We start from the raw sequence: 26,238 nt of genomic DNA, 5'->3' as shown, positions 1-26,238 counted from the left end.
TTCCTCATCGGCAGGTTCACCGGGAATTGCCGCGCGGATTCGGCGAACTACGCCGGGCGAACGTGGGCAGCAGCCCCCGGGGCATGAAGAGGACGACGAGGATGAGGACGAGCGCGTAGACCGCGTACGACAGCACGCTCGGCGCGTACGTCGGCATCCCCTGCAGGTTCGCGACCCGGTCCAGCCCCTGCACGAGCAGCGTGATCGCGGTGGCCCCGACGACGGCTCCCCAGATCGTGCCCAGGCCGCCGACGACTGCCATGACGATGTACTGGATCGAGATGAGCACCGGGAACGACCCCGGCGCGACGTACCCGGTGTAGAAGCAGTAGATCCCACCCGCCAGACCGGCGAAGGCGGCCGACAGCGCGAACACGACGAGCTTGTAGCGGCCGACCGGGATCCCGGCGGAGGCGGCGGCGGTCTCGCTGGTGGCCAGGGCGCGCAGCGCCCGGCCGGGCCGGGAGGCGATCACGTTGTGCGTCACGAGCATCACCAGGGCCAGGCCCGCCCACGTCAGATAGGCGTACGCCGACGCGCTCTCCGCCTCGACCGAGCCGATGCCGAACCGGGGGATGGCCTGCAGCCCGATGTCGCCGCCGGTGAAGTCCAGCTGCCCGGCCAGGGAGAGCAGGATCAGCTGCATGGCCAGGGTGGCGAAGGCCAGGTGGTGGCCGCGCAGCCGCAGCAGCGGCGTACCGATGACGAGGGCGAACGCCGCCGCCGCGACGGGCGCGGCGATCAGCCCGGCCAGGGGCGGGACGCCGTTCAGCGCGAGCAGGGCGGCGGTGTAGGCGCCGATGGCGTAGAAGGCGCCCTGGCCCAGGGAGACCTGCCCGGCGTACCCCATGAGCAGGGAGACCCCGACCGTGACCATGGCCGCCAGGCCGAGCAGGATGTACACGGCCAGTGAGCTGTCGTCGAGCACGGCGGGCAGGACGAGCGTGACGGCGGCGATCAGCAGCCCGGCGGCCGCCCGCTTCACACCGTCTCCTGGTGAATCGTCGATCGGCGGCTCGCCTGTACGACCATGACGACGAGCATGAGACCCAGAGCGACCTCCAGCTGGTGAGACCCGTAGCCGTATCCCGCCGCCATCGTCTCGGCGACGCCGAGCAGCAGCGCGCCGCCGAGCGCGACGCCGGGACGGGTGAGCGCGCCGAACACGGCGGCAGCGAAGCCGTTGACGATGAGCGTGACGTCGGTGTCGAACGAGATGGGCCGCAGCGGCGTGACCAGCACTCCGGCGATGCCGCCGAGCAGCCCGCCCAGGGCGAAGGCCAGCAGGCCCATCAGCCGGGTGTCGATGCCGATGACGCGGGCGGCGAAGGGGTTGGAGGCGCACGCGGTCAGCGCCTTGCCCAGGTACGTACGGCCGAAGAACAGGACGAGCAGGACGAACGTCGCCGCGGTGACGGCGATGACGAGCAGGTGCTGGGTCTGAACGTGGGCCCCGGCGATGGTCACCGAGCCGGCCAGGCCGGGGGCCGAGCGCGGCTGGTCACCCCACAGGACGATCTCGACGGCGTACGCGAGGACGCCCACGCCGAGCGTGACGATGAGCGACGACAGCGGGGTGGTGTCCCGTTTACCGGTGGCGGCCAGGCCGGTCAGCAGGCCCGCGAGCGCGGCGACCAGGACGGCGGCCACCTCGCTGACCCCGTGGGGGACCCCGAGCCCCAGCAGCGAGGAGGTGCAGAGCCCGGCGACGACGGCGAAGGTGCCCTGGGCGAAGTTGACCACCCCGGTGACCCGGTAGATGGTGACCAGCCCGCTGGCGATGAGCGCGATCGCGCATCCGACGGCCAGGCCGTTGAGCAGGTAACCGATGAACGCGCTCATGTGATCGCCCCGCCCAGGTACGCGCCGGCCACGCGCGGGTCGTCGGCCAGCTCGGCGCACTCGCCCTCGGCCACCACGCGCGCGGATTCCAAGACGTAGGCCCGCTGGCACAGCTCGAAGGCCAGCCGCGCGTTCTGCTCGATGAGCAGCACCGTCAGCCCATGCGTACGGTTGAGCTCGACCAGGTGTTCGGCCAGCTTGGCGGTGGGCAGGGGGGCGAGCCCCAGCGACAGCTCGTCGACCACGAGCACGTCGGGCCGCGCCATCAGGGCCTGGCCGAAGGCCACCATCTGCTGTTCGCCGCCCGACAACACGCCCGCCCGCCTGCCGGCCAGCTCGGCCAGCCGCGGCAGCAGCTGGTAGACGAACGACGGGTCGCGCTGCCGGGAGCGCCAGCCGCCGAGGGCGAGATTGTCGGCGACCGACAAATCCGGAAACACCTGGCGGCCCTCGGGGATGAGCGCCAGCCGGCCATCGATCCGCACGGTCCCGGAGGCCGGAGTGAGCAGGCCCGCCAGGGTGTTGGCCAGTGTCGACTTGCCCGCGCCGTTCGGGCCGAGCAGCGCGACCATCTCGCCGCGCCGTACCGAGAGTGTGACGTGATCGAGCGCGGTGGCGGCGCCGTACGAGACGACCAGGTCGCGGACGTCGATCATGAAGCCTGTCCGAGATAGGCGGCGAGTACGAGCGGGTCCGCGCGCACCTCGGCGGGGGAGCCGTCCGCGATGACCCGCCCGAGGTCGAGGACGACGACGCGGTCGGCGAGCCGGGTCACGAAGGCGACGTCGTGCTCAATGAGCAGGATGGTCAGCCCACTCGCGCGCAGCTCCTCGACCAGGGCGGCGAGCCGTTCGCGCTCGCCGCCGCGCAGCCCGGAGGCGGGCTCGTCGAGCAGCAGCAGCCGGGGCCGCGCGCACAGGGCGCGGGCCAGCTGCAGCGCGCGCTGCTGGCCGATCGGGAGCTGGTCGGCGGGCCGGTCCGCCCACTCGGCCAGCCCCACCCGGTCGAGGGCGAGGTCCGCCTCGCGGGCGATCTCCCGCTCGTCGGCGCGATGCCGTGGCAGCCGCAGCGCCGCCGAGACGAACCCGGCCCGGGTACGGCTGTGCGTCCCGACCATGACGTTCTCCCTGACCGTCATACCGCGGAACACCCGGGCGCCCTGGAAGACGATGGACATGCCGAGCCGGGCCCGGCTGTGGGGCGCCAGCCGCTCGACCCGGCGCCCGAGGAAGGCGATCTCGCCGCGGTCGGCGAGCAGGTGGCCGGTGACGAGGTTGAACAGCGTGGACTTGCCCGCGCCGTTGGGCCCGATGATCCCGCACACCTCGCCGTCCGCGACGCTCAGTGTGACGTCGTCGACGGCGTAGACGCCTCCGAAGGAGCGCGATATCCCGGTGACCGCCAGCACCGCTACTCCGCGGCCACGGTCTTGGCGAGCTGCGCCTTGGCCCACGGCGTGGTGATGAACTGGCCGTTCTTCACGGTGTTGACCGAGATGTACTCGGGGGAGAGCCCGGAATGGTCGGTGGGAGAGTAGCGGAACCGGCCGTTCGGGGTGACCAGGTCCATGGTCTCCAGTGCCTGCTGGATCTTGGCCTTGTCGGTGCCGCCGGCCTTCTTGATCGCCTCGAACAGCAGCAGGCCGGCGCTGTAGCCGTCCTGCGCGAACTGCGGCGGCGGGTAGCCGTACTTCTGCTGGTACGGCTTGGCCATCTGCTCGATGACCTGCTTCTGCTTGCCATCGGGTAACTGCTCGCCCACCACGCCGATGGCGCTCTGCACGGTCATCTCCTCGGCCGCCGCGCCCATCGGCTCCAGCCAGAGCTTGCTGGCCTGGGAGGCGGTCAGGAACAGCGGCACCTTCAACCCCGCGGCGGCGTACTGCTTGGCGGCGGTGACGCCCGGCGCGCCGGAACCCCAGAAGACCAGCGCCTCGGCCGCGGAGCCGCGTACATGGGTGAAGAGCGGGCTGAAATCGGAGGTCGTGGTCTCGTACGGTTCGTCCACGGCGATCTTGACGCCGTATTTCGGGGCGAGCGCGACCATGGCCTTGTGTCCGGACACGGAGTAGGCGCTCTTGGAGTCGTAGGCGACCGCGACCGTCTTGAGGCCGGTGGCCTGGAGGTATTGCAGGTAGCGCTCGGCGTACATGCTGGACAGCGCGGGGGTGACGAAGACGTACGACTTGATCGGCTCGACCTGCTCCTGGGCGGGGGCCAGCGACAGGTAGGGCATCTTGTCGCGCTGCGCCAGGGGCTCGATCGCCAGCGCCGAGTTGGAGAAGACCGGGCCGATCAGCGCGTCGATCTCGCCCTTGATCTGGTTGTAGGCCACGATGCCCTGGTCCGGCGCGGTCTTGTCGTCGCGGGCGACGAGCTCCACCTTGCGGCCCAGCAGGCCGCCGCCGTTGTTGATCTGCTCGACGGCCAGCTCGACGGCCTTCTTGTCCTCGCTGCCGAGTGGGGTGTAGTTGCCGGTCAGCGAGACGATGAGGCCCACTTTGATCGGGTCTTGAGCGCCGGATCCGCCACCGCCACCGCTGCCGCACGCGGCCGTGGCGAGAACGAGACAGGCCAGGGACGGGAGAAACCTGCGCATCAGGACCTCCAGGACCGCGAATGTGGCCCTGAATGTAGGCAGGGCCTTTACGCCTGTCAATAGAGTGCCCAACATTGTGATCAGGAGGACGTTGGGCAGAATAGTGACAGTCGTTGCACAGTGGCCTAACTTTGGGCGTACTACGTACGCCTAGAGAAGGTGATCCACATGCGCACCTCCCCACCTTTCCGCGCGGACCATGTCGGCAGCCTGCTCCGGCCACCCGCCCTGCTCAGCGCCCGTGAGAGCCTCACCGGCGAGGCGCTGCGCGAGGTGGAGGACGAGGCGATCCGCGAGGTCGTGCGCAGGCAGGAGGAGCTGGGCCTGCAGGCGGCGACCGATGGAGAGTTCCGCCGGGCCTCCTGGCACATGGACTTCATCTACCAGCTCGGCGGCATCGGCCAGGCCACCGGCGAGCACATCACGGTCCGCTTCCACAACGAGCAGGGCGACCTCGAGTACACCCCGGCGGCGATGCGGGTGCACGACAAGATCAGGCTGACCGAGCCGATCTTCGCCGACCACTTCACGTTCCTGCGCGACACCGTGACCACGGCGATGCCCAAGCTGACCATCCCCTCGCCCAGCATGGTCCACTACCGCGGCGGTCCCGCCTCCATCGACCCGGACGTCTATCCCGACGTCGAGGAGTTCTGGAGCGACCTCAGCGCCGCCTACGCCGAGCAGGTGCGCAAGATCGGCGAGCTGGGCTGCACCTACCTGCAGTTCGACGACACCAGCCTGGCCTACCTGAACGACCCGGCGCAGCGGGCCGAGCTCGCCGAACGCGGCGACGACGCTGAGCACATGCACCTGCGTTACATCAAGCAGATCAACATCGCGCTCGCGGCCAAGCCCGAGGGCATGGCGATCACCACGCACATGTGCCGCGGCAACTTCCGCTCCTCCTGGGCGGCCTCCGGGGCCTACGACTTCGTGGCCGAGGCGCTGTTCGGCGAGCTGGCGGTGGACGGGTTCTTCCTGGAGTTCGACGACGAGCGCTCGGGCGGCTTCGAACCCCTGCGCTACGTACCGCCGGGCAAGATGGTGGTGCTCGGCCTGGTCACCACCAAACACGGCGAGCTGGAGTCCAAGGACGCGCTCAAGCGGCGCATCGACGAGGCCGCCAAGTTCATCGACCTGGACCAGCTCTGCCTGTCCCCGCAGTGCGGCTTCTCCTCGACTGTCGAGGGCAACGTGCTCGACGCCGACCAGCAGTTCGCCAAGCTGGCCCTGATCGCCGAGACCGCGCGGGAGGTGTGGGGCTAGGAACCCCGGTCAGGCGCGGACGGCTGTCAAGCGCGGACGGCGCAGAGGAGGCGGTTGTTGCCGCGCTGCCAGAGCGTGCCGACCTCGGCGAAGCCCGCCGCCCGCAGGGCCTCGACGTGCTGGGACAGCAGGCCGGACTCGGTGCCGCTGTGATTGGCGCCCGCGGTCGTGCGAGCGGTACGGGCGTCGTTGAGCTCGGCGAAGGCCGGCTCGGCGGCGATCGCGTCCCACCACTGCCGCCAGTCCTCGGGCCGGCCGTCGGCGAACACCCGGTCGGTGTGGCGGTCGTGGACGGCGCGTTCGAGCCGGGCGATGGCCGGAGTGGTGGCGTCGTCGGAGTCGAAGTGGTCGCCGTTGAGGAGCAGCCCGCCCGGCCGCAGCACGGAGACCAGATCGGCGTACAACTTCCGGAGCTCCGGCACGGCGAGCCAGTGCAGCGCGGTGGTGCTCACCGCGACGTCGGCCGGGCGGTCCAGGGACAGCGAGTCTGTCCAGCCCGGTGTACGCAGGTCGAGGTCGACGAAGCCGAGCCGCGGGTACGCGGCCCGGCCGAGGCCGAGCAGCAGCGGGTCGGCGTCGACCGGGATCACCGTGGCCTTGGGCAGCCGCTCCAGGAGACGGGCGGACAGCGAGCCCGGCCCGCAGCCCAGGTCGATGACCAGCGGGTCAGGGCGGCCCAGCGCCTCGACGGCGTCGATCAACGCGGTGAAGCGCTCCTCGCGGTCGGGCAGGTAGCCCTCCTGCTGCCGGTCCCAGCGCGCGATCCAGTCGAGTGCGATCTCGTGAGTGAGCACGTCGTCTCCTTGTGACCCTCGTTTAAGCTTTAGACAGTCACAAGCTAAAGCATTGGATGTAACTGGTCAAGTGGATTTCAACAGTCACACGGACGCGGTCGTCCGAGTCGCCGTGGCGGTGGTCAATGTGCTGACCCCCGGCGAGAGCCGGGGGCGGCCCTGGCCGGCGCCGCACGATCTCGCCACCGCCGCCACGGACGTGCTCCGAACCGTCTACCCCACGCATCCCGAGGTCACCGAGGCGGAGGGCGGCGCGTACGCCGAGATCGCGGCGCGCCTGCGCATGGTCTTCGAGGCCGTCGCGGCGGACGACATCGACACGGCGGCGACGCAGGTCAACAGCCTGCTCGAGGAGTCGCACGCCCGGCCGACGCTCCAACGGCACGACGGCGAGCCGTGGCATCTCCACTTCCACGGCACGGGCGGCACCCTGGCCGGTGATTGGGCGGCCAGCTGCGCCACCGGGCTCGCGATCGTGCTCGGCGGCGAGTTCTTCGACCGGCTCGGCGTGTGCACGGCGCCGCACTGCGACCGGGTCTATGTGGACGTGTCGCGCAACGGCACACGCCGCTTCTGCTCCACCGCCTGCCAGAACCGGGTCAAGACCGCGGCCTTCCGGGCACGGGGGAAGACCACGTGAGCAGCTGGACTGGGCTGCCCGCGAGGAGGGGGGTTACGTGAGCAGCCGGATCGGAGCGCCCGCGAGGAATGCCGCGATGTCGGCCACGGCCTCCTGGAAGTACGTGCGGTAGTTGCCCTGGGTGACGTAGCCGAGGTGCGGCGTGGCCAGGACGTTCGGCAGCGTGCGCAGCGGGTGGTCGTCCGGAAGCGGCTCCTGGTCGAAGACGTCCAGCCCGGCGCCGGCGATGCGGCCCTCCGTCAGCGCCTCGATCAGGGCGGCCTGGTCCACGATGGCCGCCCGCGAGGTGTTGACCAGATACGCCGTGCGACGCATCAGCGCCAGCTCCGGAGCGCCGATCAGCCCGCGGGTCCGGTCGCCGAGGACGAGGTGGATCGACACGATGTCCGACTCGGCCAGCAGTGCCTCCTTCGTGGCCGCGTACCGTACGCCCAGCTCGCCCGCGCGGTCGGCGGTGAGGTTGCGGCTCCAGGCGACCACGTCCATGCCGAAGGCGCGGCCGATGGCGGCCATCTGGGAGCCGATCTTGCCGAGGCCGAGCAGGCCGAGGGTGCTGCCGCGCAGGTCCAGGCCGATCGTGTGCTGCCAGGGACCGCCCGTCCGCAGCGCGGTGGCCTCGGGGATCAGGTGGCGGGCCAGGCCCAGGATGAGGGCCCAGGTCAGCTCGGTGGGCGGCGCCGAGCTGCCTGCGGTGCCGCAGACCGTGACGCCGTGGGCGCGGGCGGCGTCGAGGTCGATGGAGGCGTTGCGCATGCCCGTCGTGATGAGCAGGCGCAGGTTCGGGAGCCGGGCGAAGAGCTCGGCGGGGAACGGCGTGCGCTCCCGCATGATCACCAGGATCTCGTGGTCGCGTACGGCCCGCACCAGGTCGTCCTGCGTGGCGAAGTGCTCGCGAAAGCTCGTCGCCCGCACCGGGGACCAGTCGGCGAGGCCGAGTGCGATATCCTGGTAATCATCCAATACGGCACAGCGCAGCATAAATGCGGATATTACCGGCGCTGTCTCCGGCAGGTACAGGTGCTTACCGTCAAGCCGCTTCGCCCATGATTCGCCGCCTCGAAATACCGACATATGAGTGCGGCAGGGTGTCCTGAAGTGTGATGGGAGAGGACCACATCCCATGAGCAGACCCTTGGCAGTCGCCACCCTCACCACCGCGGCCCTCGTCACCGGCCTCGCCGCCCTCCCGGGCCCCGCCGGCGCGAGCCCGACCGGCACCGCGAGCCCCGCCGGCGCCGCCGACCGCGGGCAACGCGTCGTCATGACCGGTCGGCAGGAGGTGCCGGGTCCAGGTGACCCGGACGGGCATGGCGCCTTCACCTACCAGGTGAAGGGCGAGACGCTCTGCTACACCATCGCCGCCGACCGCATCCTGCCCGCCACGGCCGCCCACATCCACCGGGGCAAGAGGGGCGTGGCAGGCCCGATCACCGTCACCCTGAAGGCCCCGACCAAGGGTCCCGCGAAAGGCTGCATCAAGGCGGCCAAGCAACAGAGCGGCTCGAACGCCGCGCTCGTCCTGACCCAGAACGAGCTGCACGGCATCGTCACGTCGCCGGATCGGTACTACGTCAACGTGCACAACGCGAAGTATCCCGACGGCGCCATCCGCGGCCAGCTCCCCGGCGGGGGCGGCGGGTCCGCAACCCACTGAGGCCGATTCCCCGGTGGGGTCCGCGACTCACTGAGGCCGGTTCCCCGAGTTGGGTCGGTGACCTGCTGACGCCCGTTCCCCGGATCAGGTCGAGCGGGTCGATGAGATACTGACCCCTGCTCCAGCTCCCCGGTGCGATCGGGGAGCTGGAGCCCGTTCAACGGGTGGACAGGCTTTCAGCCTCCTCGTGCAACGCCGCGATGAGGATCAGCTCCAGATGGAGCTCGGCCAGATCGGGCGCCGCGAGGCCATCGAGGACTTGCATGGTGGGCCTCCCTGGCATCAAGGACGCCCCACAAGTCACAGGGGTTTACCGATCAATCCCTGAACGGTCATTCCCTGAACCGTTCCCAGGCGGACTGCCGCGTCATGCCGAGCGAGGCGCCGATGCGCTCCCAGCTGACGTTCCTGGTGCGGAGGTGTCGTACCCAGTCGTGCAGATTGTCGTCGACCTGGACCTGCACGGCGGCGATCTTGGGGAGATGATCGAGGATCTGGTCCTCGCTCATGCTCTCCCACATGGGCAGGCGGGGCTCGGGGGAGGGGTCGAGCCCCACTTCCTTGAGGATGTCGGCGCACAGACCCACACATTCGTTGCAGATGTGCACACCGGGTCCGGCGATGAGCTTGGCGATGTCGGCGCTGCTCTTGTGACAGAACGAGCAGCGCAGGTTGTCCATCCAGTCAGGCATGGCCTGACATTAGCTCGTCAGGCAATGCCTGACAACCCCGTGAGCGCCTGCATGATCTCCTGTCGCTCCTCGTTGATCCGGCGGCAGATCGTCACGTACGCGTTCAGCACCTTGCAGTACGCCTGGCGCGCCTCGTCGAGCTGGGCGGCACGGATGACGATCCGCTCATGGTCGCCCTGTGCCTCGGCCTCGGCGAGCAGCGCTCGTGCCTCGTCCACGATCTCTTCCGCCCTGATCCGCGTACGGCGGAGCAGGGCGGAGCATTCATGGAGCTCTCCCAGTCGCGCTGAGGAGACGATGAACTCCGCATCGTGTACGGCCGAGCCGGTCACCCTGGGCCCGCGAAGATCGGATCCCACTCTCGCCACCTCCCCGGTCAAGGTTGCCTCACTGTAGACGCGTCACCCCCTCCCGTGGATCACCTGACCTCGCGTGGGGGTAGGGCATCCTTCCCCCGGAGGGGGTTCTCTCCATCCGGGTGGGAAAACAGCGTCCCTGAACCCCGTTCGGTCCCGCCGGATTGTGCGGATTGGCGGGTTCACCTGCGCTTATGCGATGAGTGCGGCGAATCTTCTGTCTGGGGAAAAGGCGCGGATGAAGAGGCGAGATCGGCCACGCGATGCCCGGTCGTCATCACATACTGAAACGACGTGACTGCGGTAAGTGATGGCGGCTGAGGGGCGCGGTTGTGGCTATGGCGACATCTAACGGCGACGAGGACGCGGTGGACGTCAGCGTCATCATCCCGGCCCACAACTGCCGTGAATATCTGGACCGGTGTCTCACCGCCGCGCTGGTGCAGCGGATCAGGAAAGAGATCATCGTCGTCGACGACGGATCGACCGACGGCAGCGACGAGCTGCTCGACCTCTACGCCACCTATCACAAGGGCAACGTCAAGGTTGTCAGCATCGCCGCCTCGGGCGGCGCCGGGCGGCCGCGCAACATCGGCATCGAGCACGCCACCGGCCGTTACGTGTTCTTCTGCGACGCCGACGACTACCTGGGCCCCGAGGCGCTCGAACGCATGGTCGCCATGGCCGACCGCAACGGCTCCGACATCGTGCTCGGCAAGGTCGTCGGGCACGGCAGGCGCGCTCCGACGTCCATGTTCCACCGCGGCGCCGAGCGGGCCGAGCTCGGTGACAGCGCCGTCTACAACAGCCTGAGCTGCTTCAAGCTGTTCCGCAGGGAGATGCTGATCAGCCACGGCATCAAGTTCGGCGAGGGCATGCTGGTCGGCGAGGACATCCACTTCACCGTGCACGCCTACTGCCACGCCAAGGTGATCTCCGTGGTCGCTGACTACGACTGCTACCACCTCGTCTCCAGGTCCGATGGCAGCAGCATCATGCAGCAGCCGGGCAGCCGGGATCCACGCGGCTGGCTCGGCATGATCCGCGGGCCGATCCAGCTCATGACCGAGCACGTCCCGCCGGGGCCGCTGCGCGACCACCTGCTCCGCCGGCACTTCAGGCTCGACGTGTTCGAGCAGCTCGGCGTGCCGTTCCTGAAGTCGGACGAGGTGCAGCGCAAGGAGATCGCGCAGGAGGTGGCCGCGCTCTGCGACCGGTGGCTGACGCCCGGCGTCTACGCCAAGCTCAGCCGGACCGACCAGCAGCGGATCGCCGCACTCGGCGACATCCACCGCCTGGTGCGGCTGGCCCAGATCGAGGGCGCCGCCGTACGCCGCCGGCTGACCGGCCTGCGCTGGGAGGCGAACCGGCTGGTCGTGACCGGGGTGGCCGGGCTCGACGGCATGCCGGAGCACGACGGTGTCGCGCTCGTGCTGCGCGCCCGCAACGTGCGCGGGCAGGAGCTGATCGTGCCCGCCGAGCGCGAGGGCGCCGCGTTCGTCGCCAGCGTCGACGTGGCCGCGCTCGACTCCGGCATCTGGGATCTGCGGGTGGCCGTCGAGATGGAGGGCGTGGTCCGGTACGGCCGGCTCGGCGCCGACCGCGACAGCTGCGTCACCCGCCCGACACCCCGGCTCATCGGCGCCGTGGTGGCGCTGCCGTACTTCACCAAGGACAACGGCAACCTCAGCATCGACGTCGGCGGGCACCTGATGACGGTGCCGGGCCGGGCCAGGATCCACCGGACCCGCTGGACGCTCGGGCGGCGGCTGCTCATCGACGGCGAGGTCACGGTCGTGGGCGTGATCCCGGCGGCCTCGGCGATCACCCGGCTGGTCTGGCGCGAGCGGCGTACGGGCAACGAACGGGCCGAGCGGGTGGTCGCGCTGCCGGGCGGCGGGTTCGCGGCCCGGCCCGCGATGGGCAAGTTCGCGCCGGGCATCTGGGACGCCTATCTGGAGGTCGAGCTGGGCGGGCCGCCCGCGAGGTTCCGGATCGAGACCGACGCCCAGACCGTCGCGGCGCCGCGCCGGCTGTGGGGCCGGTTGCGCGGCGGTGCCGTGCTGCGGAGCGTGCGGCCGTACGCGACGTCGGGCAAGGGACGGCTGAGCACAGTCGTGCTCAAGATGACCACCCGTACGGTCTTCCGTAGAATTCTCCGCTAATTGCCATCTATGTGCAGGTGCAAGACAATGTCCTAAAGTAGGCGTGTTGCGACACCGCTTGACGAAGGGCTTTGCCGTGCACGTACCCGATGGCTTCTTCAACGCGGCCGTATCCGTTTCCGCCGGCGCGGTCGCCACCGCGGGCCTGGCGGTCTGCCTGCGCGGCGCGCGCCGCGAGCTCGACGACCGGACCGCGCCCATGGCCGGGCTGGTGGCCGCGTTCATCTTCGCCGTCCAGATGCTCAACTTCCCCGTCGCCGCGGGCACCAGTGGGCATCTGCTGGGCGGGGCGCTGGCCGCGATCCTCGTGGGGCCCTATACGGGCGTGCTCTGTATGGCCGTGGTTCTGCTGGTGCAGTGCGTGTTCTTCGCCGACGGCGGTCTCACGGCGCTGGGGATCAACATCACGATCATGGGCATCGTCACCGTACTGGTCGGCTGGGGCGTCTTCCGGCTGGTCGCGCGGCTCGCCAAGGGCAAGGGCGGCGTGACGGTGGCCGCGTTCCTCGCCGCGCTGGTCTCCGTGCCGTCCGCCGCCCTGGTGTTCTCGGCGCTGTTCTGGGTCGGCGGCACCGCGCCGATCGAGGTCTCCGCGGTGGCGGCCGCGATGGGCGGCGTGCACGTGCTGATCGGCATCGGCGAAGGCGTCATCACGGCCCTGACCGTCGGCGCGGTGCTGGCCGTCCGGCCGGACCTCGTGTACGGCGCGCGCGGGCTGAGCACGCCTCTCGTGCTGAGGGGCACTGAGGACACGACCGCGGGGGCGACTGTGGGGACGACCGCGGGGACGACGGTCACGGTGGGCGCCGCCGAGGAGCCGGTGACCGCCGCCCGCGGCCCGTTGCGGGCGTTCCTGCTCGGCGGCCTCGGCCTGACGCTGGTGCTGGCCGGGATCGTGTCCTTCTTCGCCTCCTCCAATCCCGACGGTCTGGAGGCGGTCGCCGAGAACCATGGATTCCTCGACCAGGCCACCCACCACGTGTTCGGCTCGTGGGCGCTGGCCGACTACGGTGATGTGGGCGGCATCCCGGTGGGTGTCGCCGGGATCATCGGGGTCGGGCTCGTGCTGCTCATCGCCGGGGGCGTCGCCTATGCCGCCCGTGGCCGCGAGAAGGCCCGGGTCTGACGCCAGTGAACGAGAGACGGTGAGTGTCGGGTGGGCGCGGGGCACCATCATCAGCTCTACCTGGCAGGCGACTCGGTCGTGCACCGGCTCCCGCCGCAGTGCAAGCTGCTGGCCGTCGCCGCCTTCGCGATCGTGGTGGTGGCGACGCCGAGGGAGCGGTTCTGGGCCTTCGGGCTCTACGCGGTCCTGCTCGCGGGCGTCGCGCTGGCCGCCAGGGTGCCGCTGACGTACGTGCTGCGGCGGATGGTGGTCGAACTGCCCTTCGTGCTGTTCGCTTTCCTCATCCCGGTGATCGGGCTGGGGGAGCGGACGACCGTGCTGGGCGTCTCGCTGAGCGTGGCCGGGCTCTGGGCCGGGTGGAACATCCTGGCCAAGGCGACGCTGGGGGTGGTCGCCTCGATCCTGCTCGCGGCCACCACCGAGCCGCGGGTCATCCTCATCGGCGCCCAGCGGCTCCGGCTGCCCAGCCTGCTGGTGCAGATCGCCATGTTCATGCTCCGCTACATGGACGTGATCATGGATGAGATGCGGCGGATGCGGGTCGCGCGGGAGTCTCGTGGCTTCGAGGCCCGGAATTTCCGGCACATCCCGGTGATCGCGCGCTCGGCGGGCGCCCTGTTCATCCGCTCGTACGAACGGGGTGAGCGGGTGCACCTCGCGATGCTCAGCCGCGGCTATTCCGGACGGATGCCGATGATGGACGAAATTTCGGGATCCGTTGGGCAATGGGCCACGGCCCTCGCTCTGCCAGGCATCGCCCTGGCCGTACTAGGCCTGTCCGCCGTACAAGGACTGTCACTGTGAACTCTCCGGCCGTCAACTCCCTCGAAGTCAACCGGCTCGCCTACGCCTACCCCGACGGGACGCAGGCCCTGTTCGGCGTGGACTTCACGATCCGGCGCGGCGAGCGCGTCGCGCTGCTCGGCCCCAACGGCGCCGGCAAGACCACCCTCGTCATGCACCTGAACGGCATCCTCACGGCCGGGCACGGCTCGGTGAGCGTGGCGGGCACGCCGGTGCGCAAGGACACGCTCAAGGAGATCAGGCAGCGCGTCGGCCTGGTCTTCCAGGACCCGGACGACCAGCTCTTCATGCCCACGGTCAGGGACGACGTGGCCTTCGGCCCGGCCAACTCGGGCGTGTCGGGCGCGGAGCTGGAGTGCGCGGTCAAGGGCGCGCTGGAGCGGGTCGGCATGCTGGAGGTCATCGACCGGCCGCCGCACCACCTGTCGTTCGGCCAGCGCCGGCGGGTGGCCGTGGCGACCGTGCTGGCGATGGAGCCGGAGATCCTGGTGCTCGACGAGCCGTCCTCCAACCTCGACCCGGCCGCCCGCAGGGAGCTGGCCGAGGTCCTGCGCTCGCTCGACGTGACCGTGCTCATGGTCACCCACGACCTGCCGTACGCGCTGGAGCTCTGCGAACGCTCGCTGATCCTCTCCGACGGCGTGATCGTCGCGGACGGGCCGACCCGCGAGCTGCTCGCCGACGCCGAACTGCTCGCCCGCCACCGCCTGGAGCTCCCGTACGGCTTCGCCATCCCCGCACCGGCGGAGCATGGCTGATCCAGGAAGGTCATTTTCCTGTTTCGGGCCTCACATACGGATGATCCGAGTTTGTGCATGCCCGGTACCCGGGGATGTCGAAGTACAGTGGCTCATCGAGGAGGGGCCAAATGAAGCTGCGGCTTGCGCGACATGCCCTTGGCGATGCCGTGGTGGTGGCCGTTGAGGGTGAGCTGGACCTGTTCACGGCGCCGTTCCTCCGCGACGAGGTGCGCGACGCCATCAAACAGGATGGCGCCTGGCTGGTGCTCGATCTCCAGCAGTTGTCGTTCATGGACTCCAGCGGGCTGTCGGTGCTCATCGAGGCATGGCGGCTGGCCACGGGAGAGGGCGGCGGCGTGTCATTGGCCGGGCCGCAGGCCCCGGTGGCCCGCATCCTGCGCACGACCGGGCTCGACCGGCGGATCAAGGTATATTCCGATGTCGACACGGCCGTAGGTGAGATTTAACCCACCCCGAGTAGAACTTCATTCGGTTGGCGGGTTAGGGTCCGGGATATGGACGTGAACGGATCTGCAGCAATCATCTCCGGCGGGGCCAGCGGCCTCGGCGAGGCGACGGCCCGCGAGCTCGCGGCCCACGGCGCCACGGTGGTCATCGCCGACCTCAACGAGGAACGCGGCAAGAGCATCGCCGACGAGCTCGGCGGGGTCTTCGCCCGGACCGACGTGACGGACGACGAGCAGGTACAAACGGCGGTCGACGCGGCCGTCGCCACCGGCAAGCCGCTGCGCGTCGTGGTCAACAGCGCGGGCATCGGCTGGGCCGAGCGCACCGTCAACCGTGACGGCGCCCCGCACAACCCCGCCTCCTTCCGCAAGGTCATCGAGGTCAACCTGATCGGCACGTTCAACCTCATGCGCATCGGCGCGGCGGCCATCGCCAAGACCGAGCCGGTGGACGCCGACGGGCAGCGGGGCGTGGTCATCAACACCGCCTCCGTCGCGGCGCTGGAGGGCCAGACGGGGCAGCTGGCCTACTCGGCCTCCAAGGGCGGCATCGTGGGCATGACCGTGCCCGCCGCGCGCGACCTGGCGGCCATCGGCGTCCGGGTGAACACCATCTGCCCGGGGATCATCGACACCCCGATCTACGGCTTCTCGCCCAACTCCGACGAGTTCAAGGCCAAGCTGGTGGCGCCGGTGGTGTTCCCGAAGCGCATGGGGCGGCCCGACGAGTTCGCGCACCTGATCAGGTCCCTGATCGAGAACGACTACATGAACGCCGAGGTCGTCCGCTTCGACGGCGGCATCCGCTTCCAGCCCAAGTGAGGTCACGTGTCTGACGAAGTGCTCGTCGAAGAGTCCGACGGCGTCGCCGTGATCACGATCAACCGGCCCGCCGCGCGCAACGCCATCAACGGCGCGGTGGCCCGCGGCATCGCGGCAGCCGTCGACGCGCTGGAGGCTCGCCCCGACATCTCCGCCTACGTCCTGACCGGGGCGGGCGGCTACTTCTCGGCGGGCATGGACCTCAAGGGCTTCCTGTCGGGAGACTTCCCCGTGGTCGAGGGCCGCGGCTTCGGCGGTCTGACCGAGTCGCCGCCCAAGAAGCCGATCGTGGCGGCGGTCGAGGGCTACGCGCTCGCGGGCGGCTTCGAGCTTGCGCTGTCGTGCGATGTGATCGTGGCGTCGTCGGAGTCCACCTTCGGCCTGCCGGAGCCCAGGCGGGGCCTTGTGGCGGGCGCGGGCGGCATCATGCGGCTGCCGCGCCGGATCCCGTACCACGTCGCCATGGAGATCGCCCTGACCGGCGCTCACTACCCGGCCTCGCGCCTGTACGAGCTGGGGCTGGTCAACCGGATCACCCCGGCGGGCGAGGCGCTGGACGGGGCGCTGGAACTGGCCCGCAAGATCGCCGCCAACGCCCCGCTGGCCCTCGCGGCGACCAAGAAAGTGATCATCGAGTCGCAGGACTGGTCGCTGGAGGAGATGTTCGCCAAGCAGGGCGGCATCATCAGCCCGGTGTTCAGCTCAAAGGACGCCATGGAGGGCGCGGCGGCCTTCGCCGAGAAGCGCGCCCCCCAGTGGAAGGGCGAGTAGTCCTTTTCCCGACCCCCTCCCCTTTTTGGGAGGGGGTTTCGCCGCGCGCGCATAACTTCTTCTGCGTACGGTAAAGAAGGAAAGGTCTAGCGGGAGGGGCTCATGAGCGACTATTCGAGGTCCGCGTACGAGTCGGCCAAGCGCGGCGCGGGCACCCTCCTCGCCGGCGCCCTGAGCGCGACCTTCGTCATGGTCGTGATGCTCGCCGTGATGTGGGCCGTCGAGGTCGTCGACTACACGACGAACGGCAGCCTGGACCGCGAGTTCGGCATCATCGGCTGGGACCCGTCGGGACTCGTGGGCATCTTCTTCGCCCCGTTCCTGCATGTGGGCTTCGGACACCTGATGGCCAACTCGCTGCCGCTGCTGATCCTGGGATTCCTGGCGGCGTTGCGCGGGCTCGGGCGGTTCTTCGCGGCCAGCCTGCTGATCATCGTGATCGGCGGTATCGGCACCTGGTTCACCAGCCCCGACACGATCACGGTGGGCGCGAGCGGCCTGGTGTTCGGATATTTCGGGTACGTCCTGGCGCGCGGGATATTCGACCGGCGCGTCTTCGACATCGTCATCGGGATCGGCGTGGGGATCGCCTACTACTCGATCCTGTGGGGCCTGCTGCCCAACCAGCAGGGCATCTCCTGGCAGGGCCACCTGTTCGGCCTGGTGGGCGGCGTCGTCGCCGCCTGGCTGCTGCGCCGCAAGCGCGAAGTGGTGTAGGACGCCGCACACCCTCCTACGCGATTAGTTGGATCGACGCTTGGCCGCATCTCGACAGGCCAGACTCTTCGTAGTGGAATGATTACGCAAAGTGTCCACGAAGGGAGCCTCCCCGTGTCGAACCCTCTGGCCGAAGCCAACCTCAAGGCCGCGTTCGCCATCGTCGACGCCAACGGCAGCGGATACCTCGAGGCCGCCGACTTCGAGAGCCTCGCCGATCGGATGTGCGCCGTGATCGCGCCCGACCCGAGCTCGCCCTCGCACACGAGACTGCGGGCGGCCTACCGGGCATGGTGGGACCAGATCCGCAGCGCTGACACCGACGGGGACGGCCGGGTGAGCTGCGAGGAGTACGTCGCCCTCGTACAGGCGGGCGTGGCGGAGGACCCCCACTACTATGACAACGGCCTGAAGCCCCTCGCCGACGCGGCGTTCGACGCCATCGACGCCGACGGGAACGGCTCGATCTCGCGGGAGGAGCTCGCCCGCCTGTACGTGGCGGCCGGCGAGTCCGCCGAGACGTCCAACGGCTTCTTCGACCGCGTCGACACCGACGGCGACGGGCGCATCTCCCGCGAGGAGTACACGGTCGCCTTGCAGGGCATGTACGCGCCCGGATCGGCCGATGACGCGAGCGCCTGGGTGCTGGGCGCCGCCGACCGGTGAGCCCGCCCGGCCGGGTCGCCAGGTCCGTCACGAGCCGGCGTCAACCGACGTGTAACACGCCCAAACGGGCGCGACGTCGAGTGCGCCGCAAGCGCGAAGTGGTGTAGAACGGCGCTCACCCTGATGCTCGCAAAATCAGGGTGAAATGCCGATACGGCCTCAGACATGTAAGGGGTGTCCGCAACCCCGCATGAGGAGGCCACCATGGGAACCGCCGGTGGATGACGACCGAAGACGCCGGTTCGAGGCCGTGTACGCCCAGACGTACGAGCCGATTCTCGGATACACCCTGCGCCGCTGCGACTCTCCCGAGGACGCGGCGGACGTGGTCGCCGAGACGTTCGCCATCGCCTGGCGCCGCGTCGACGCCCTGCCGCCCCACGCGGAGGCCAGGCTCTGGCTGTACGGCATCGCCAGGAACGTCCTGGCCAACCAGCGGCGCGGCCAGGTCAGGCGGTGGTCCAGGACCGTGGAGCTCGACGCCGACATCGCCGACCTCTACGCCCACTCGCCCGAGGGCAGCGTCGAGCTGGGCGCGATCGCGCAGGCGTTCAAGGAGCTGCACGAGGACGATCGCGAGCTGTTGTCGCTGGTCGCCTGGGAAGGGCTGGACCACGCCCAGCTCGCCAAGGTCCTCGACTGCTCGCGCAACGCCGTACGCATCAGGCTCCATCGCGCGCGCAAGCGCTTCTCCAAGGCGCTGGCCGGCGCGGGCGTCTCCGTCAACCGTCTCCCCGTGGAGTCCAGATGAACGAGTTGAGCGAACTGGCCGAGGCCGGTGAACTCGCCAGGATCAGCGAACTCGCCAGGGTCACGGACGAGCGGCTGGCCGGCCAAGCGTCCGGTGCGGGGGCCCGTGCGTTGCTGGCGGCCATCGTCGAAGAGAAGCCAGGCCCGGCAACCGCAACCGCAACCGCAACGGCTGCCGCAGCCGCTGGGCGGCGGGCGCCGAGATCACGCCGTGCCCGCCGCCTGCTCGTGGGGCTGGCCGCCACCGCCGCGCTCGCCGCCGCCGCCGTCATGGGGCCTGTCCTGCTGGAGCGGATCCCGGGCACCGCCACCTCGTACGCGAACACCGCCATCGACATCGAACTGCGGGGCGACGAGTACATCGCAAGGATCAAGGACCCGTTCGCCGACCACGCCCTGTACGCCGAGGGCTTCCAGGCGCTGGGCCTCAATATCGGCGTGGACCTGATACCCGCCTCACCGACTCGGGTGGGCGAAATCGTGCGCTACGGATTCGCCGGCACCACCCGGGCCGACAGGCTCGGCGGTGGTCTGAAGCCGGAGGGATGCACGCTCGACCAGGAAGGCTGCTTCCTCACTGCCACGGTGAGCAAGGGATTCAAGGGCCGGGGTGTCTTCTACCTGGGTCGGCCGGCCAAGCCCGGAGAGAAGTACCAGGCTTTCGCGGAGGCCGGCAGGAAGGGCGAGATGCTCGAAGGCTACGACGCCGACGGGCGGACCGTGGGCAAGGTCGCCGCCGAGGCGCGCAGGCGAGGGCTGCGGGTGGTCTTCCGGATCATTGAGCCGAACCCGGACGGTAACGGCTTCGGCATGGGCCGGGACCAGTCGGCCAAGGTCGGCGACCACTGGTACGTCTGGGCCGCCGAGCCCGAGCAGGCCGGCACGGTGAGACTGCTGGTCACGGAGAAGCACCTCAGGAAGAACCCGGTAACCGGCGAGTAGCCGGCGCGGTATCCACGAACGCTCGCCCTTCTCCCCGCCGAAGGGGTGTCCCTCCCAGGGACCCTCGGCCACGACTCTAGGAGCTGTGCACCCGTTCGGCCGGGGAGGAGGACAGCAGGCGATCTATCAGCGCCAGCCCGATGGCCGACAGGACGAAGGCCAGGTGGATGATCGTCTGCCACATCATCTTGCTGTCCTCGATCGTCTGGGCCTTGATGAACGTCTGCAGCAGATGCACGGACGAGATGCCCACGATGGCCGTGGCCAGCTTGACCTTGAGGACGTTCGCGTTGACGTGGGACAGCCACTCCGGCTCGTCGGGGTGCTCGTTGAGGTTGATGCGCGAGACGAACGTCTCATAGCCCCCGACGATGACCATGATGAGCAGGTTGGAGATCATCACCACGTCGATGAGGCCCAGCACCGACAGCATGACCGTGACTTCCAGGTCCTTGCCGCCGCCGTGGAGAACGCCTTCGATCAGGTGCCAGAGCTCGACCATGAACTGCCAGACGTACACCCCCTGGGCCACGATGAGCCCCAGGTAGAGGGGGACCTGCAGCCAGCGGCTGGCGAACATCAGGTAGCCCAGGCCATTGGGCCGCCTGCTCATACTCATCCGGTATAACCCCTGTCACATGAGGATATGTCCGCACAACTGGGCGGTAAGGAAGATCGACCCTGGTCGTGCGCGGGCGTTTTAGGGAAGAATGTTTCCTAACTCACCGAGCCGGAGGGTTGGTCTGTTGGCGAACCTGGGATCCCTGGAGCGCGCGATCATGGACGTGCTGTGGGACGCCGGTAAGCCGATGCGGGTGCGCGAACTGCTCGCCACGCTCAACGAGGTGCGCGAACTCGCCTACACCACGGTGCAGACCGTCGCCGAACGGCTGGTGAAGAAGGGGCTGCTCGTCCGCACGCCGTACCGTAACGCCTTCAAGTACGCGGCCGCCTACTCCAGGGACGAGCACGTCACGCGGCTCATGCTGGAGGCGCTGGCGGCCAGCACCGACCGGCTGCCGGTGCTGGCGAGGTTCGCGCAGAGCGTCGAGGAGGAGGACGCCCTGGCCCTGCTGGACGAGCTAGAGCGCCGTACGGGTCAAAAGCGCTCGACCAAGTGACGGGTCAAAGACGCTCGACCACGTAGTCGATGCAGACCGTCAGCGCCTCGACGTCGGCCGGGTCGATGGCCGGGAACATCGCCACGCGCAGCTGGTTGCGGCCGAGCTTGCGGTAGGGCTCGGTGTCGACGATGCCGTTGGCGCGCAGCGCCTTGGCCACGGCCGCCGCGTCCACGTCGTCGGAGAAGTCGATCGTGCCGACCACCTGCGAGCGGAACTCGGGAGCCGCGAACGGCGTGGTGTAGGAGGTCTTGTCGGCCCAGGTGTAGAGGCGCTGGGCGGAGTCGGCGGTGCGGGCGGTGGTCCAGGCCAGGCCGCCGTTGCTGTTCATCCAGTCGAGCTGGTCGGCCAGCAGGAACAGCGTCGCCACCGACGGGGTGTTGTAGGTCTGGTCCTTGCTGGAGTTGTCGATCGCCACCGGCAGGCTGAAGAACTCCGGCACGTAGCGGTCGGTGGCGGCGATCTCCTCGACCCTTTCCAGGGCGCGTGGCGACATGAGCGCGATCCACAGGCCGCCGTCGGAGGCGAAGCTCTTCTGCGGGGCGAAGTAGTAGACGTCGGTCTCGTCGATGGACACCGGCAGGCCGCCCGCACCGGAGGTGGCGTCCACGAGCACCAGGGAGTCGTCGGAGCCTCCCAGCTCCATCGGCCGCTCGATCGGCATGGCCACGCCGGTCGAGGTCTCGTTGTGGGTGAGCGCGTAGACGTCGACGCCGTCCTCGGCCACCGCGGCCGGGTAGGTGCCCACCTCCGACTTGATCACCGTCGGCTCGCCGAGCCAGGGAGCCTTCTTGGCGACGGTGGCGAACTTCGAGGAGAACTCGCCGAACGACAGGTGCTGCGACCGCTCCCGGATGAGCCCGAAGGAGGCGATGTCCCAGAACGCGGTGGTGCCGCCGTTGCCCAGCACGACCTGGTAGCCCTCGGGGAGCGCGAACAGGTCGATGAGGCCGGCGCGTACGCGGCCGACCAGGTTCTTGACCGGCTTCTGGCGGTGCGAGGTGCCCATGACGCTCGCGCCGGAGGCGGCGAGCGCGGCCAGTTGCTCGGTGCGAACCTTCGAGGGCCCGCAGCCGAAGCGGCCGTCGACGGGCTTGATGTCAGCGGGAATCACGATGTCAGCCACCTGACCAAGGGTACTTACCCGAGGAGCTTGCCTGGACCCGGGTCCGGATCCTGAGAAAGGATCAACTACCACCGGTTGAATCTGGTGGTTTGCTCTCTCGGTCCCGTCTGGCCGAGGGGAGGCCGGTAGCGTGTGGCTGGTTGATGGCAGCCCAGCCCGCTATGCCGCGTGTGGCGATGTTGCGGGCCGCGATGTGGTCGGCGTGCCCAGCGAGGCCACACCTCTGGCAGACGAACCGGCCCCGCGCCGGCCGGTTCGCCCGGCTGATGTACCCGCAGTCCGGACAAGCCTGCGAGGTGTAGGCGGGGTCGACCAGGAGGAAGGCGATCCCGGCTCGGGTGGCCTTGTAGCGGGTGAAGGTGATCTGCTGGGCGAAGGCCCAGTTGTGCAGGGTGCGCCGCTGGAACCGATGAGCCCTTACCCGATCGCGGATGCCCTGAAGGTCCTCCAGAGCGACGCCGCGGCCGGTGCGTTCGGCTTCACGCACCACAAACGTGCTGATTTGGTGGTTGAGGTCGGTCATCATCCGGTGTTCACGCCCGGACAGGCGGCGCAGCACCCGCCGCGCCGCAGACGTCCCCTTCCTCTGCAGGCGCCGGCGTTGGCGATGGCGCCGCTCCCGCAGGGTGCGAACGTGGCCGTTATCGCCGACCGGCCCCGGCAAGGCGGAGCCAGGCAACACCGCACCATCGGAGGTGACCGCCAGGTTCGCCACCCCTTGATCCACTCCCACGAAGCCGCCGACCGGCTCACACACCACCGGCATCGGCAGAGTGAGTGCGACCTGCAACAGCCACACGCCGCGCCGGCAGATCAGGTCGGCCTCGCCCACCGGCAGCGTGTCCACGGCTTTGAGGTCTTCCGGTCGGCCGGTGAAGGTCACGGTGACGCGGCCGGTGGGGGTCCACAGCGACACCATCCGGGCGTCACGATTCCAGCTCATCAGCCGGGCGTCATAAGGCACAGCACCGTGCGGGCGGAAGATGTGAGCGCGTTTCTTGGAAGCGCGCCGGTTGGCATACGCGCCCGCGACCCGGGCGATCGCCCGCACGGCCGCCTGCGCGCCCAGCCCGGCCACCCGCGCCCGCACCTCGTAGTAGGCCAGCCGATGCAACTCCACCACAGCGAAGACGCGGTGCTGCCACGCCAGCCGGGACACGACGGTGGCCGCCTGATTGCACAACAGCACCGCCGCGGCCAGCGAGTCGGCCTGAGCCGGGGTGGGTGTGAGTCGCAGTTGCACGATCGTGGGCAGGCCCTGGCGTTTGGTGGTGGAGCGGCGGATCGCCATCCGCACCTCCTGTCACAGCGGCCTCACCTACCGCACATATTACCGAACGTGACCGAGACTTTCCATACTGTTTTCGAAAGGAAGGGTGGCGCTTTCTCCCGGCCCTGAGGGACCGGGTCTCCGTGCCACCATTCAGATGAACCATTTCCCTCGATCATTCGTTGGTCCAGCAACACGGGTGGGGACCGGCTGGAGGAGTCCGGGTGGCCGATCTGCGGAATGTCGTCGAAGCGTTGATTCGCCGGCCGGTGTTCTGGCGGGCCGATCCGCCGTTGCCCACGGTGCTCGTGACGGGCCCCGAGGCGCTCGCCGCGGCCGAGCTGCTCGCCAAGCCGTTCGAGGACGCGGTGCCCTACGCCCACGTCAAGGAGGGCGAGCACAAGTCGATCCAGGCGCTCGTGGAGGCTCTGGCGGGGGAGCAGGGCGAGCTGGGCAAGCCGGTGGGCGGGTCGTTGCTGCCGCCGCCGCGTTTCCCACTGGCGCAGTTTGTGCTGTGGGCGAGGAAGCAGCGGCACCTGCCGCCGCCGGGCAACAAGTCCGAGGACTGGCTGCCGGCTCCGGGCACGCACACGGGCTACCGGATGTTCAAGGAACGGCTCAAGGATTGGCAGCGGAGCAGCCGCGACAGCGACCGGGGGCGCAGGACCTCGGCCGACTTCCTGGCGCGCGCCGCGACGACCTGGGTGCCGGTCGGCACGCTGGCCGTCTGGTGGTTCAACGGTCCCGCCGACCTCGTCGGCCTCGCCCCGTGGGTGCTCGGCCTGTTGGTGGCCGCGCTCGGCACCACCGGCCAGGCCTTCTTCTCGATCAGGGGGACGCTGTTCACCGGCTGGCTCCGCAATCAGCCGTACATCCGGCGGGATCCGTTCGAGGGCCCCGCCAAGTACGCGCTTCGCCTGGCCAACGCCAAGGGCGCGGATGACGACGCGGATGTCAAGCGTGACGACACGGACGTCGAGCGGTTATTGGTCCACGCGCTGATGCGCGATCTACGCGAGGCGTACAAGAAGTGGATCATCCCGTGGCCGAGCTGGGGCAGAGGGCTGTACGCCCTGCTGCTGATCGAGGTCGTCGATCCCGACGGGGTCAACGCGCGGTTCCTGCGGCTGGTGGAGGAGACCACCAGGACGACCGGGTTGCTGCCGCCGATGGTCGTGCTGGCGGCCGTGTCCTCCGTTCCGCCCGGACCGCCGATCGGGTCCGCGGAGCTGGGTCGGCTGCCCGAGGTCGTCGGGCGGTGGCGGGCCGCGGCCCGGTTCCGCGTCCCTGACCTGCGGATCGGCATCCGGGCCACGGACGTGCCCGCCGTCGGGGAGTACCCGCCGGTGCTGCCGCGCAGGAAGCGGGCCCTGGCCTACTGGACGGCCATAGGGCTGCTGCTGGTCCTGCCGTTCGCCCTGGTCTTCTGGGTGCAGCGAGACAGGGCCGCGCACTGCGGCGGCCTGCAATGGGCGGAGCGGAGCGGCACCGAATGCGTCGGCATCGTGAACGCCGCCGGCGCCACGCCGGACGACCTCTTCGACGGCGCCGTGAAGGACCTGGTCAAGAAGATCGACGCGAACAACGGCTACGCCATCGGCTCGGGACGGTACGTCAGTGTGGTCCTGTTCGGCGAGTTCTCGATCACCAAGACGGAGGCGAACGACATCCGGCTGTCGGCCGCCGTGTCCGAGCTGGAGGCGGTGGAGGAGCAGCAGCGGACCGCCAGCACCACGCCCCGGCTGCAGGTGCTGATCGCCAACGCCGGTGACAACTTCCGCCACGGCCGCCGTACGGCGCAGCTCATCACCGAGCTCGCCGCGCGGGACCCGCACGTGATGGGCGTGATCGGCCTGCCGCGCAGCGTGGAGGGGGTCAGCCAGGCGATCGAGGAGTTGCACCTGGCGAAGATCCCGATGGTGGCGACCACGGCGACGGCGGACCGGATCGGCTACGTCGGCGACTCCGCCGACGGCAAGCGGCCCGGCCAGCCGTCCCCCTACTACTTCCAGGTGGGGCCGACCAACTTCCGTGAGGCGACGCTGGGCGCGCGGTTCGCCCGGCGCATGCTGCTCGCGGACGTGGACAAGCCGTCCGCGGTCATCGTCCAGGACGAATCGATCACCGACCAGTACACGAAGAACCTGGCCGACGACTTCGAGACGGCGCTGAAGGCGCAGGGCATCGCCGTCAAGGAGCCGAAGGACTACAACGTCGAGTCGGGCGGCATCCAGGAGGCCGCTGTGGCGGCCTGTGGCCTCAAACCGGACGTGTTCCTCTATGCCGGGCGGGCTTCGGAGTTCCTGGGCTTCCTGACCTCGATAGAGGGCAGCGGCTGCAAGGACGCGAAGGTGCTCGCGGGCGACGACGTCGTCAGGGCGATGGCCGACCACGCGGGTGAGATCGCCCACATGAAGCAGATGGAGGTCTACTACGTGGCGCTGGCGCACCGGGCGGTGTGGAACCAGAGCGCCACCAAGCAGACCGCGTTCATCAGCGACCTGCTCGCGGGCGCGCACCCGAAGTCCTCCGACGACAACCTCATCCTCACCTTCGACGCGGCCAACGTGCTCTACCAGGCGGCCAGTACCGCCTACCGGGCCGGAGCGCAGGAGGGCGGCGGCCTGCCCAGCCGGGGCGACATCCTGTACCGGCTGACCCGGCGGGTCTGGAACGGCTCCAGCGGGAAGATCGACTTCGGCTCCGCCGATCTGCACGCCCCGGTCGACAAGGCTTTCGCGATCATGAAGGTGGACGTGGCGCGGGCGGGCAACCCGAAGCCGGTCGTCCGCTGCGGCTCGCTGGACGCCACTGAGCCGCCCCCGAAGGACGCCGTGTGCGCCGGCCTGCCCGACACCGCCGACTCGCAGCCGAAATGAAGTACGGCTGCCGCGTCAGAACGCGGC

Annotated in this window: 27 protein-coding genes and 1 pseudogene; 16 read left to right on the top strand and 12 right to left on the bottom strand. The window is 69.5% G+C overall.

Going from position 1 to position 26,238, the window contains the following annotated elements; translation table 11 throughout:
* Positions 1–16: 16 nt before the first annotated feature.
* Genes AB0B64_RS54650 through AB0B64_RS54630 form a run of 5 tightly spaced genes read right to left on the bottom strand, consistent with a single transcriptional unit; the run spans position 17 to position 4,440 of the window.
* Positions 17–985, bottom strand: coding sequence for a branched-chain amino acid ABC transporter permease (locus AB0B64_RS54650; protein WP_357959739.1), 969 nt, complete (start codon positions 983–985; stop codon positions 17–19).
* Complete coding sequence (locus AB0B64_RS54645; protein WP_357959742.1) at positions 982–1,842, bottom strand: branched-chain amino acid ABC transporter permease; 861 nt, start codon at positions 1,840–1,842, stop codon at positions 982–984. The genes AB0B64_RS54650 and AB0B64_RS54645 overlap by 4 nt, the downstream gene beginning before the upstream one ends.
* Positions 1,839–2,498: an ABC transporter ATP-binding protein gene (locus AB0B64_RS54640; protein WP_358202214.1), complete on the bottom strand. Its 660-nt coding sequence runs from the start codon at positions 2,496–2,498 to the stop codon at positions 1,839–1,841. The genes AB0B64_RS54645 and AB0B64_RS54640 overlap by 4 nt, the downstream gene beginning before the upstream one ends.
* Positions 2,495–3,250 carry an ABC transporter ATP-binding protein gene (locus AB0B64_RS54635; RefSeq protein ID WP_358202208.1) on the bottom strand — a complete coding sequence of 252 codons (756 nt, stop codon included), beginning with the start codon at positions 3,248–3,250 and terminating at the stop codon, positions 2,495–2,497. The genes AB0B64_RS54640 and AB0B64_RS54635 overlap by 4 nt, the downstream gene beginning before the upstream one ends.
* A gap of 2 nt (positions 3,251–3,252) precedes the next feature.
* Positions 3,253–4,440 (bottom strand): ABC transporter substrate-binding protein, encoded by a 1,188-nt coding sequence (locus AB0B64_RS54630; RefSeq protein WP_358202201.1) that lies wholly within the window; start codon positions 4,438–4,440, stop codon positions 3,253–3,255.
* Between the two features lie 168 nt (positions 4,441–4,608).
* Here AB0B64_RS54630 and AB0B64_RS54625 point away from each other — a divergent pair, with 168 nt between their 5' ends.
* On the top strand, positions 4,609–5,709 hold the full coding sequence (locus AB0B64_RS54625) for a 5-methyltetrahydropteroyltriglutamate--homocysteine S-methyltransferase (protein ID WP_357959754.1): 1,101 nt from the start codon (positions 4,609–4,611) through the stop codon (positions 5,707–5,709).
* 26 nt (positions 5,710–5,735) lie between these two features.
* On the opposite strand, the gene AB0B64_RS54620 is transcribed toward AB0B64_RS54625, so the two are convergent.
* On the bottom strand, positions 5,736–6,503 hold the full coding sequence (locus tag AB0B64_RS54620) for a class I SAM-dependent methyltransferase (RefSeq protein WP_357959757.1): 768 nt from the start codon (positions 6,501–6,503) through the stop codon (positions 5,736–5,738).
* A 70-nt stretch (positions 6,504–6,573) separates the two neighbouring features.
* Here AB0B64_RS54620 and AB0B64_RS54615 point away from each other — a divergent pair, with 70 nt between their 5' ends.
* Positions 6,574–7,143, top strand: coding sequence for a CGNR zinc finger domain-containing protein (locus AB0B64_RS54615; RefSeq protein WP_358202191.1), 570 nt, complete (start codon positions 6,574–6,576; stop codon positions 7,141–7,143).
* A gap of 33 nt (positions 7,144–7,176) precedes the next feature.
* Here AB0B64_RS54615 and AB0B64_RS54610 read toward each other — a convergent pair whose 3' ends face one another.
* The gene (locus AB0B64_RS54610; protein WP_358202186.1) at positions 7,177–8,103 is read right to left on the bottom strand and encodes a D-2-hydroxyacid dehydrogenase family protein; all 927 of its coding nucleotides are present in this window, start codon (positions 8,101–8,103) and stop codon (positions 7,177–7,179) included.
* A gap of 160 nt (positions 8,104–8,263) precedes the next feature.
* Here AB0B64_RS54610 and AB0B64_RS54605 point away from each other — a divergent pair, with 160 nt between their 5' ends.
* On the top strand, positions 8,264–8,797 hold the full coding sequence (locus AB0B64_RS54605; RefSeq protein WP_358202181.1) for a CHRD domain-containing protein: 534 nt from the start codon (positions 8,264–8,266) through the stop codon (positions 8,795–8,797).
* A gap of 557 nt (positions 8,798–9,354) precedes the next feature.
* Here the strand turns inward: AB0B64_RS54605 and AB0B64_RS54600 are convergent.
* Both AB0B64_RS54600 and AB0B64_RS54595 read right to left on the bottom strand, forming a co-directional pair.
* Positions 9,355–9,489 (bottom strand): annotated as a pseudogene (locus AB0B64_RS54600) (ClpX C4-type zinc finger protein); the annotation flags it as partial.
* Positions 9,490–9,506: 17 nt separating this feature from the next.
* Entirely contained in the window at positions 9,507–9,848 is a 342-nt protein-coding gene (locus AB0B64_RS54595; protein WP_358202176.1) for a hypothetical protein, read from the bottom strand.
* A gap of 335 nt (positions 9,849–10,183) precedes the next feature.
* Between AB0B64_RS54595 and AB0B64_RS54590 the strand changes: the two genes are divergently transcribed.
* The 11 genes from AB0B64_RS54590 to AB0B64_RS54540 all read left to right on the top strand — a co-directional run bounded on the left by AB0B64_RS54590 (position 10,184) and on the right by AB0B64_RS54540 (position 19,815).
* The gene (locus tag AB0B64_RS54590) at positions 10,184–12,010 is read left to right on the top strand and encodes a glycosyltransferase family 2 protein (RefSeq protein ID WP_357959773.1); all 1,827 of its coding nucleotides are present in this window, start codon (positions 10,184–10,186) and stop codon (positions 12,008–12,010) included.
* A gap of 76 nt (positions 12,011–12,086) precedes the next feature.
* Positions 12,087–13,136, top strand: coding sequence for an energy-coupling factor ABC transporter permease (locus AB0B64_RS54585; RefSeq protein ID WP_357959776.1), 1,050 nt, complete (start codon positions 12,087–12,089; stop codon positions 13,134–13,136).
* 30 nt (positions 13,137–13,166) lie between these two features.
* Positions 13,167–13,940 (top strand): cobalt ECF transporter T component CbiQ, encoded by a 774-nt coding sequence (gene cbiQ / locus AB0B64_RS54580; RefSeq protein ID WP_358202171.1) that lies wholly within the window; start codon positions 13,167–13,169, stop codon positions 13,938–13,940.
* Positions 13,937–14,698, top strand: coding sequence for an ABC transporter ATP-binding protein (locus AB0B64_RS54575; protein ID WP_357959783.1), 762 nt, complete (start codon positions 13,937–13,939; stop codon positions 14,696–14,698). The genes cbiQ and AB0B64_RS54575 overlap by 4 nt, the downstream gene beginning before the upstream one ends.
* Positions 14,699–14,808: 110 nt before the next feature.
* Entirely contained in the window at positions 14,809–15,147 is a 339-nt protein-coding gene (locus AB0B64_RS54570) for an STAS domain-containing protein (RefSeq protein WP_225294105.1), read from the top strand.
* A gap of 48 nt (positions 15,148–15,195) precedes the next feature.
* On the top strand, positions 15,196–15,969 hold the full coding sequence (locus AB0B64_RS54565) for an SDR family NAD(P)-dependent oxidoreductase (protein WP_357959786.1): 774 nt from the start codon (positions 15,196–15,198) through the stop codon (positions 15,967–15,969).
* A gap of 6 nt (positions 15,970–15,975) precedes the next feature.
* On the top strand, positions 15,976–16,740 hold the full coding sequence (locus AB0B64_RS54560) for a crotonase/enoyl-CoA hydratase family protein (RefSeq protein ID WP_357959788.1): 765 nt from the start codon (positions 15,976–15,978) through the stop codon (positions 16,738–16,740).
* A gap of 102 nt (positions 16,741–16,842) precedes the next feature.
* A complete protein-coding gene (locus AB0B64_RS54555; protein ID WP_357959790.1) occupies positions 16,843–17,457 on the top strand; it encodes a rhomboid family intramembrane serine protease in 615 nt (204 codons plus the stop codon).
* Positions 17,458–17,571: 114 nt separating this feature from the next.
* Positions 17,572–18,123, top strand: a complete 552-nt coding sequence (locus AB0B64_RS54550; protein WP_357959793.1) for an EF-hand domain-containing protein — start codon at positions 17,572–17,574, stop codon at positions 18,121–18,123.
* Positions 18,124–18,340: 217 nt separating this feature from the next.
* Positions 18,341–18,874 carry an RNA polymerase sigma factor gene (locus AB0B64_RS54545; protein ID WP_357959796.1) on the top strand — a complete coding sequence of 178 codons (534 nt, stop codon included), beginning with the start codon at positions 18,341–18,343 and terminating at the stop codon, positions 18,872–18,874.
* Positions 18,871–19,815 carry a hypothetical protein gene (locus tag AB0B64_RS54540; RefSeq protein ID WP_358202155.1) on the top strand — a complete coding sequence of 315 codons (945 nt, stop codon included), beginning with the start codon at positions 18,871–18,873 and terminating at the stop codon, positions 19,813–19,815. Before AB0B64_RS54545 ends, AB0B64_RS54540 begins: the two co-directional genes overlap by 4 nt.
* Positions 19,816–19,891: 76 nt before the next feature.
* Here the strand turns inward: AB0B64_RS54540 and AB0B64_RS54535 are convergent, their stop codons facing one another.
* Entirely contained in the window at positions 19,892–20,428 is a 537-nt protein-coding gene (locus tag AB0B64_RS54535) for a TIGR00645 family protein (RefSeq protein ID WP_358202148.1), read from the bottom strand.
* Positions 20,429–20,561: 133 nt separating this feature from the next.
* On the opposite strand from AB0B64_RS54535, the gene AB0B64_RS54530 reads away from it, so the two are divergent.
* Positions 20,562–20,936, top strand: coding sequence for a BlaI/MecI/CopY family transcriptional regulator (locus tag AB0B64_RS54530; protein ID WP_357959804.1), 375 nt, complete (start codon positions 20,562–20,564; stop codon positions 20,934–20,936).
* Positions 20,937–20,940: 4 nt separating this feature from the next.
* Here the strand turns inward: AB0B64_RS54530 and serC are convergent, their stop codons facing one another.
* Both serC and AB0B64_RS54520 read right to left on the bottom strand, forming a co-directional pair.
* Positions 20,941–22,062 carry a phosphoserine transaminase gene (gene serC, locus AB0B64_RS54525; protein WP_358202139.1) on the bottom strand — a complete coding sequence of 374 codons (1,122 nt, stop codon included), beginning with the start codon at positions 22,060–22,062 and terminating at the stop codon, positions 20,941–20,943.
* A gap of 61 nt (positions 22,063–22,123) precedes the next feature.
* Positions 22,124–23,353, bottom strand: a complete 1,230-nt coding sequence (locus AB0B64_RS54520; RefSeq protein ID WP_358202134.1) for a transposase — start codon at positions 23,351–23,353, stop codon at positions 22,124–22,126.
* 203 nt (positions 23,354–23,556) lie between these two features.
* On the opposite strand from AB0B64_RS54520, the gene AB0B64_RS54515 reads away from it, so the two are divergent.
* Positions 23,557–26,211: an ABC transporter substrate-binding protein gene (locus tag AB0B64_RS54515; RefSeq protein WP_358202128.1), complete on the top strand. Its 2,655-nt coding sequence runs from the start codon at positions 23,557–23,559 to the stop codon at positions 26,209–26,211.
* The last annotated feature ends 27 nt before the right edge of the window (positions 26,212–26,238 follow it).

This window comes from Nonomuraea sp. NPDC049129, assembly GCF_040648495.1.
Classification (GTDB): domain Bacteria; phylum Actinomycetota; class Actinomycetes; order Streptosporangiales; family Streptosporangiaceae; genus Nonomuraea.
Note: the sequence above shows the minus strand (reverse complement) of the source record. Positions and strands in the feature narration are given on the sequence as shown.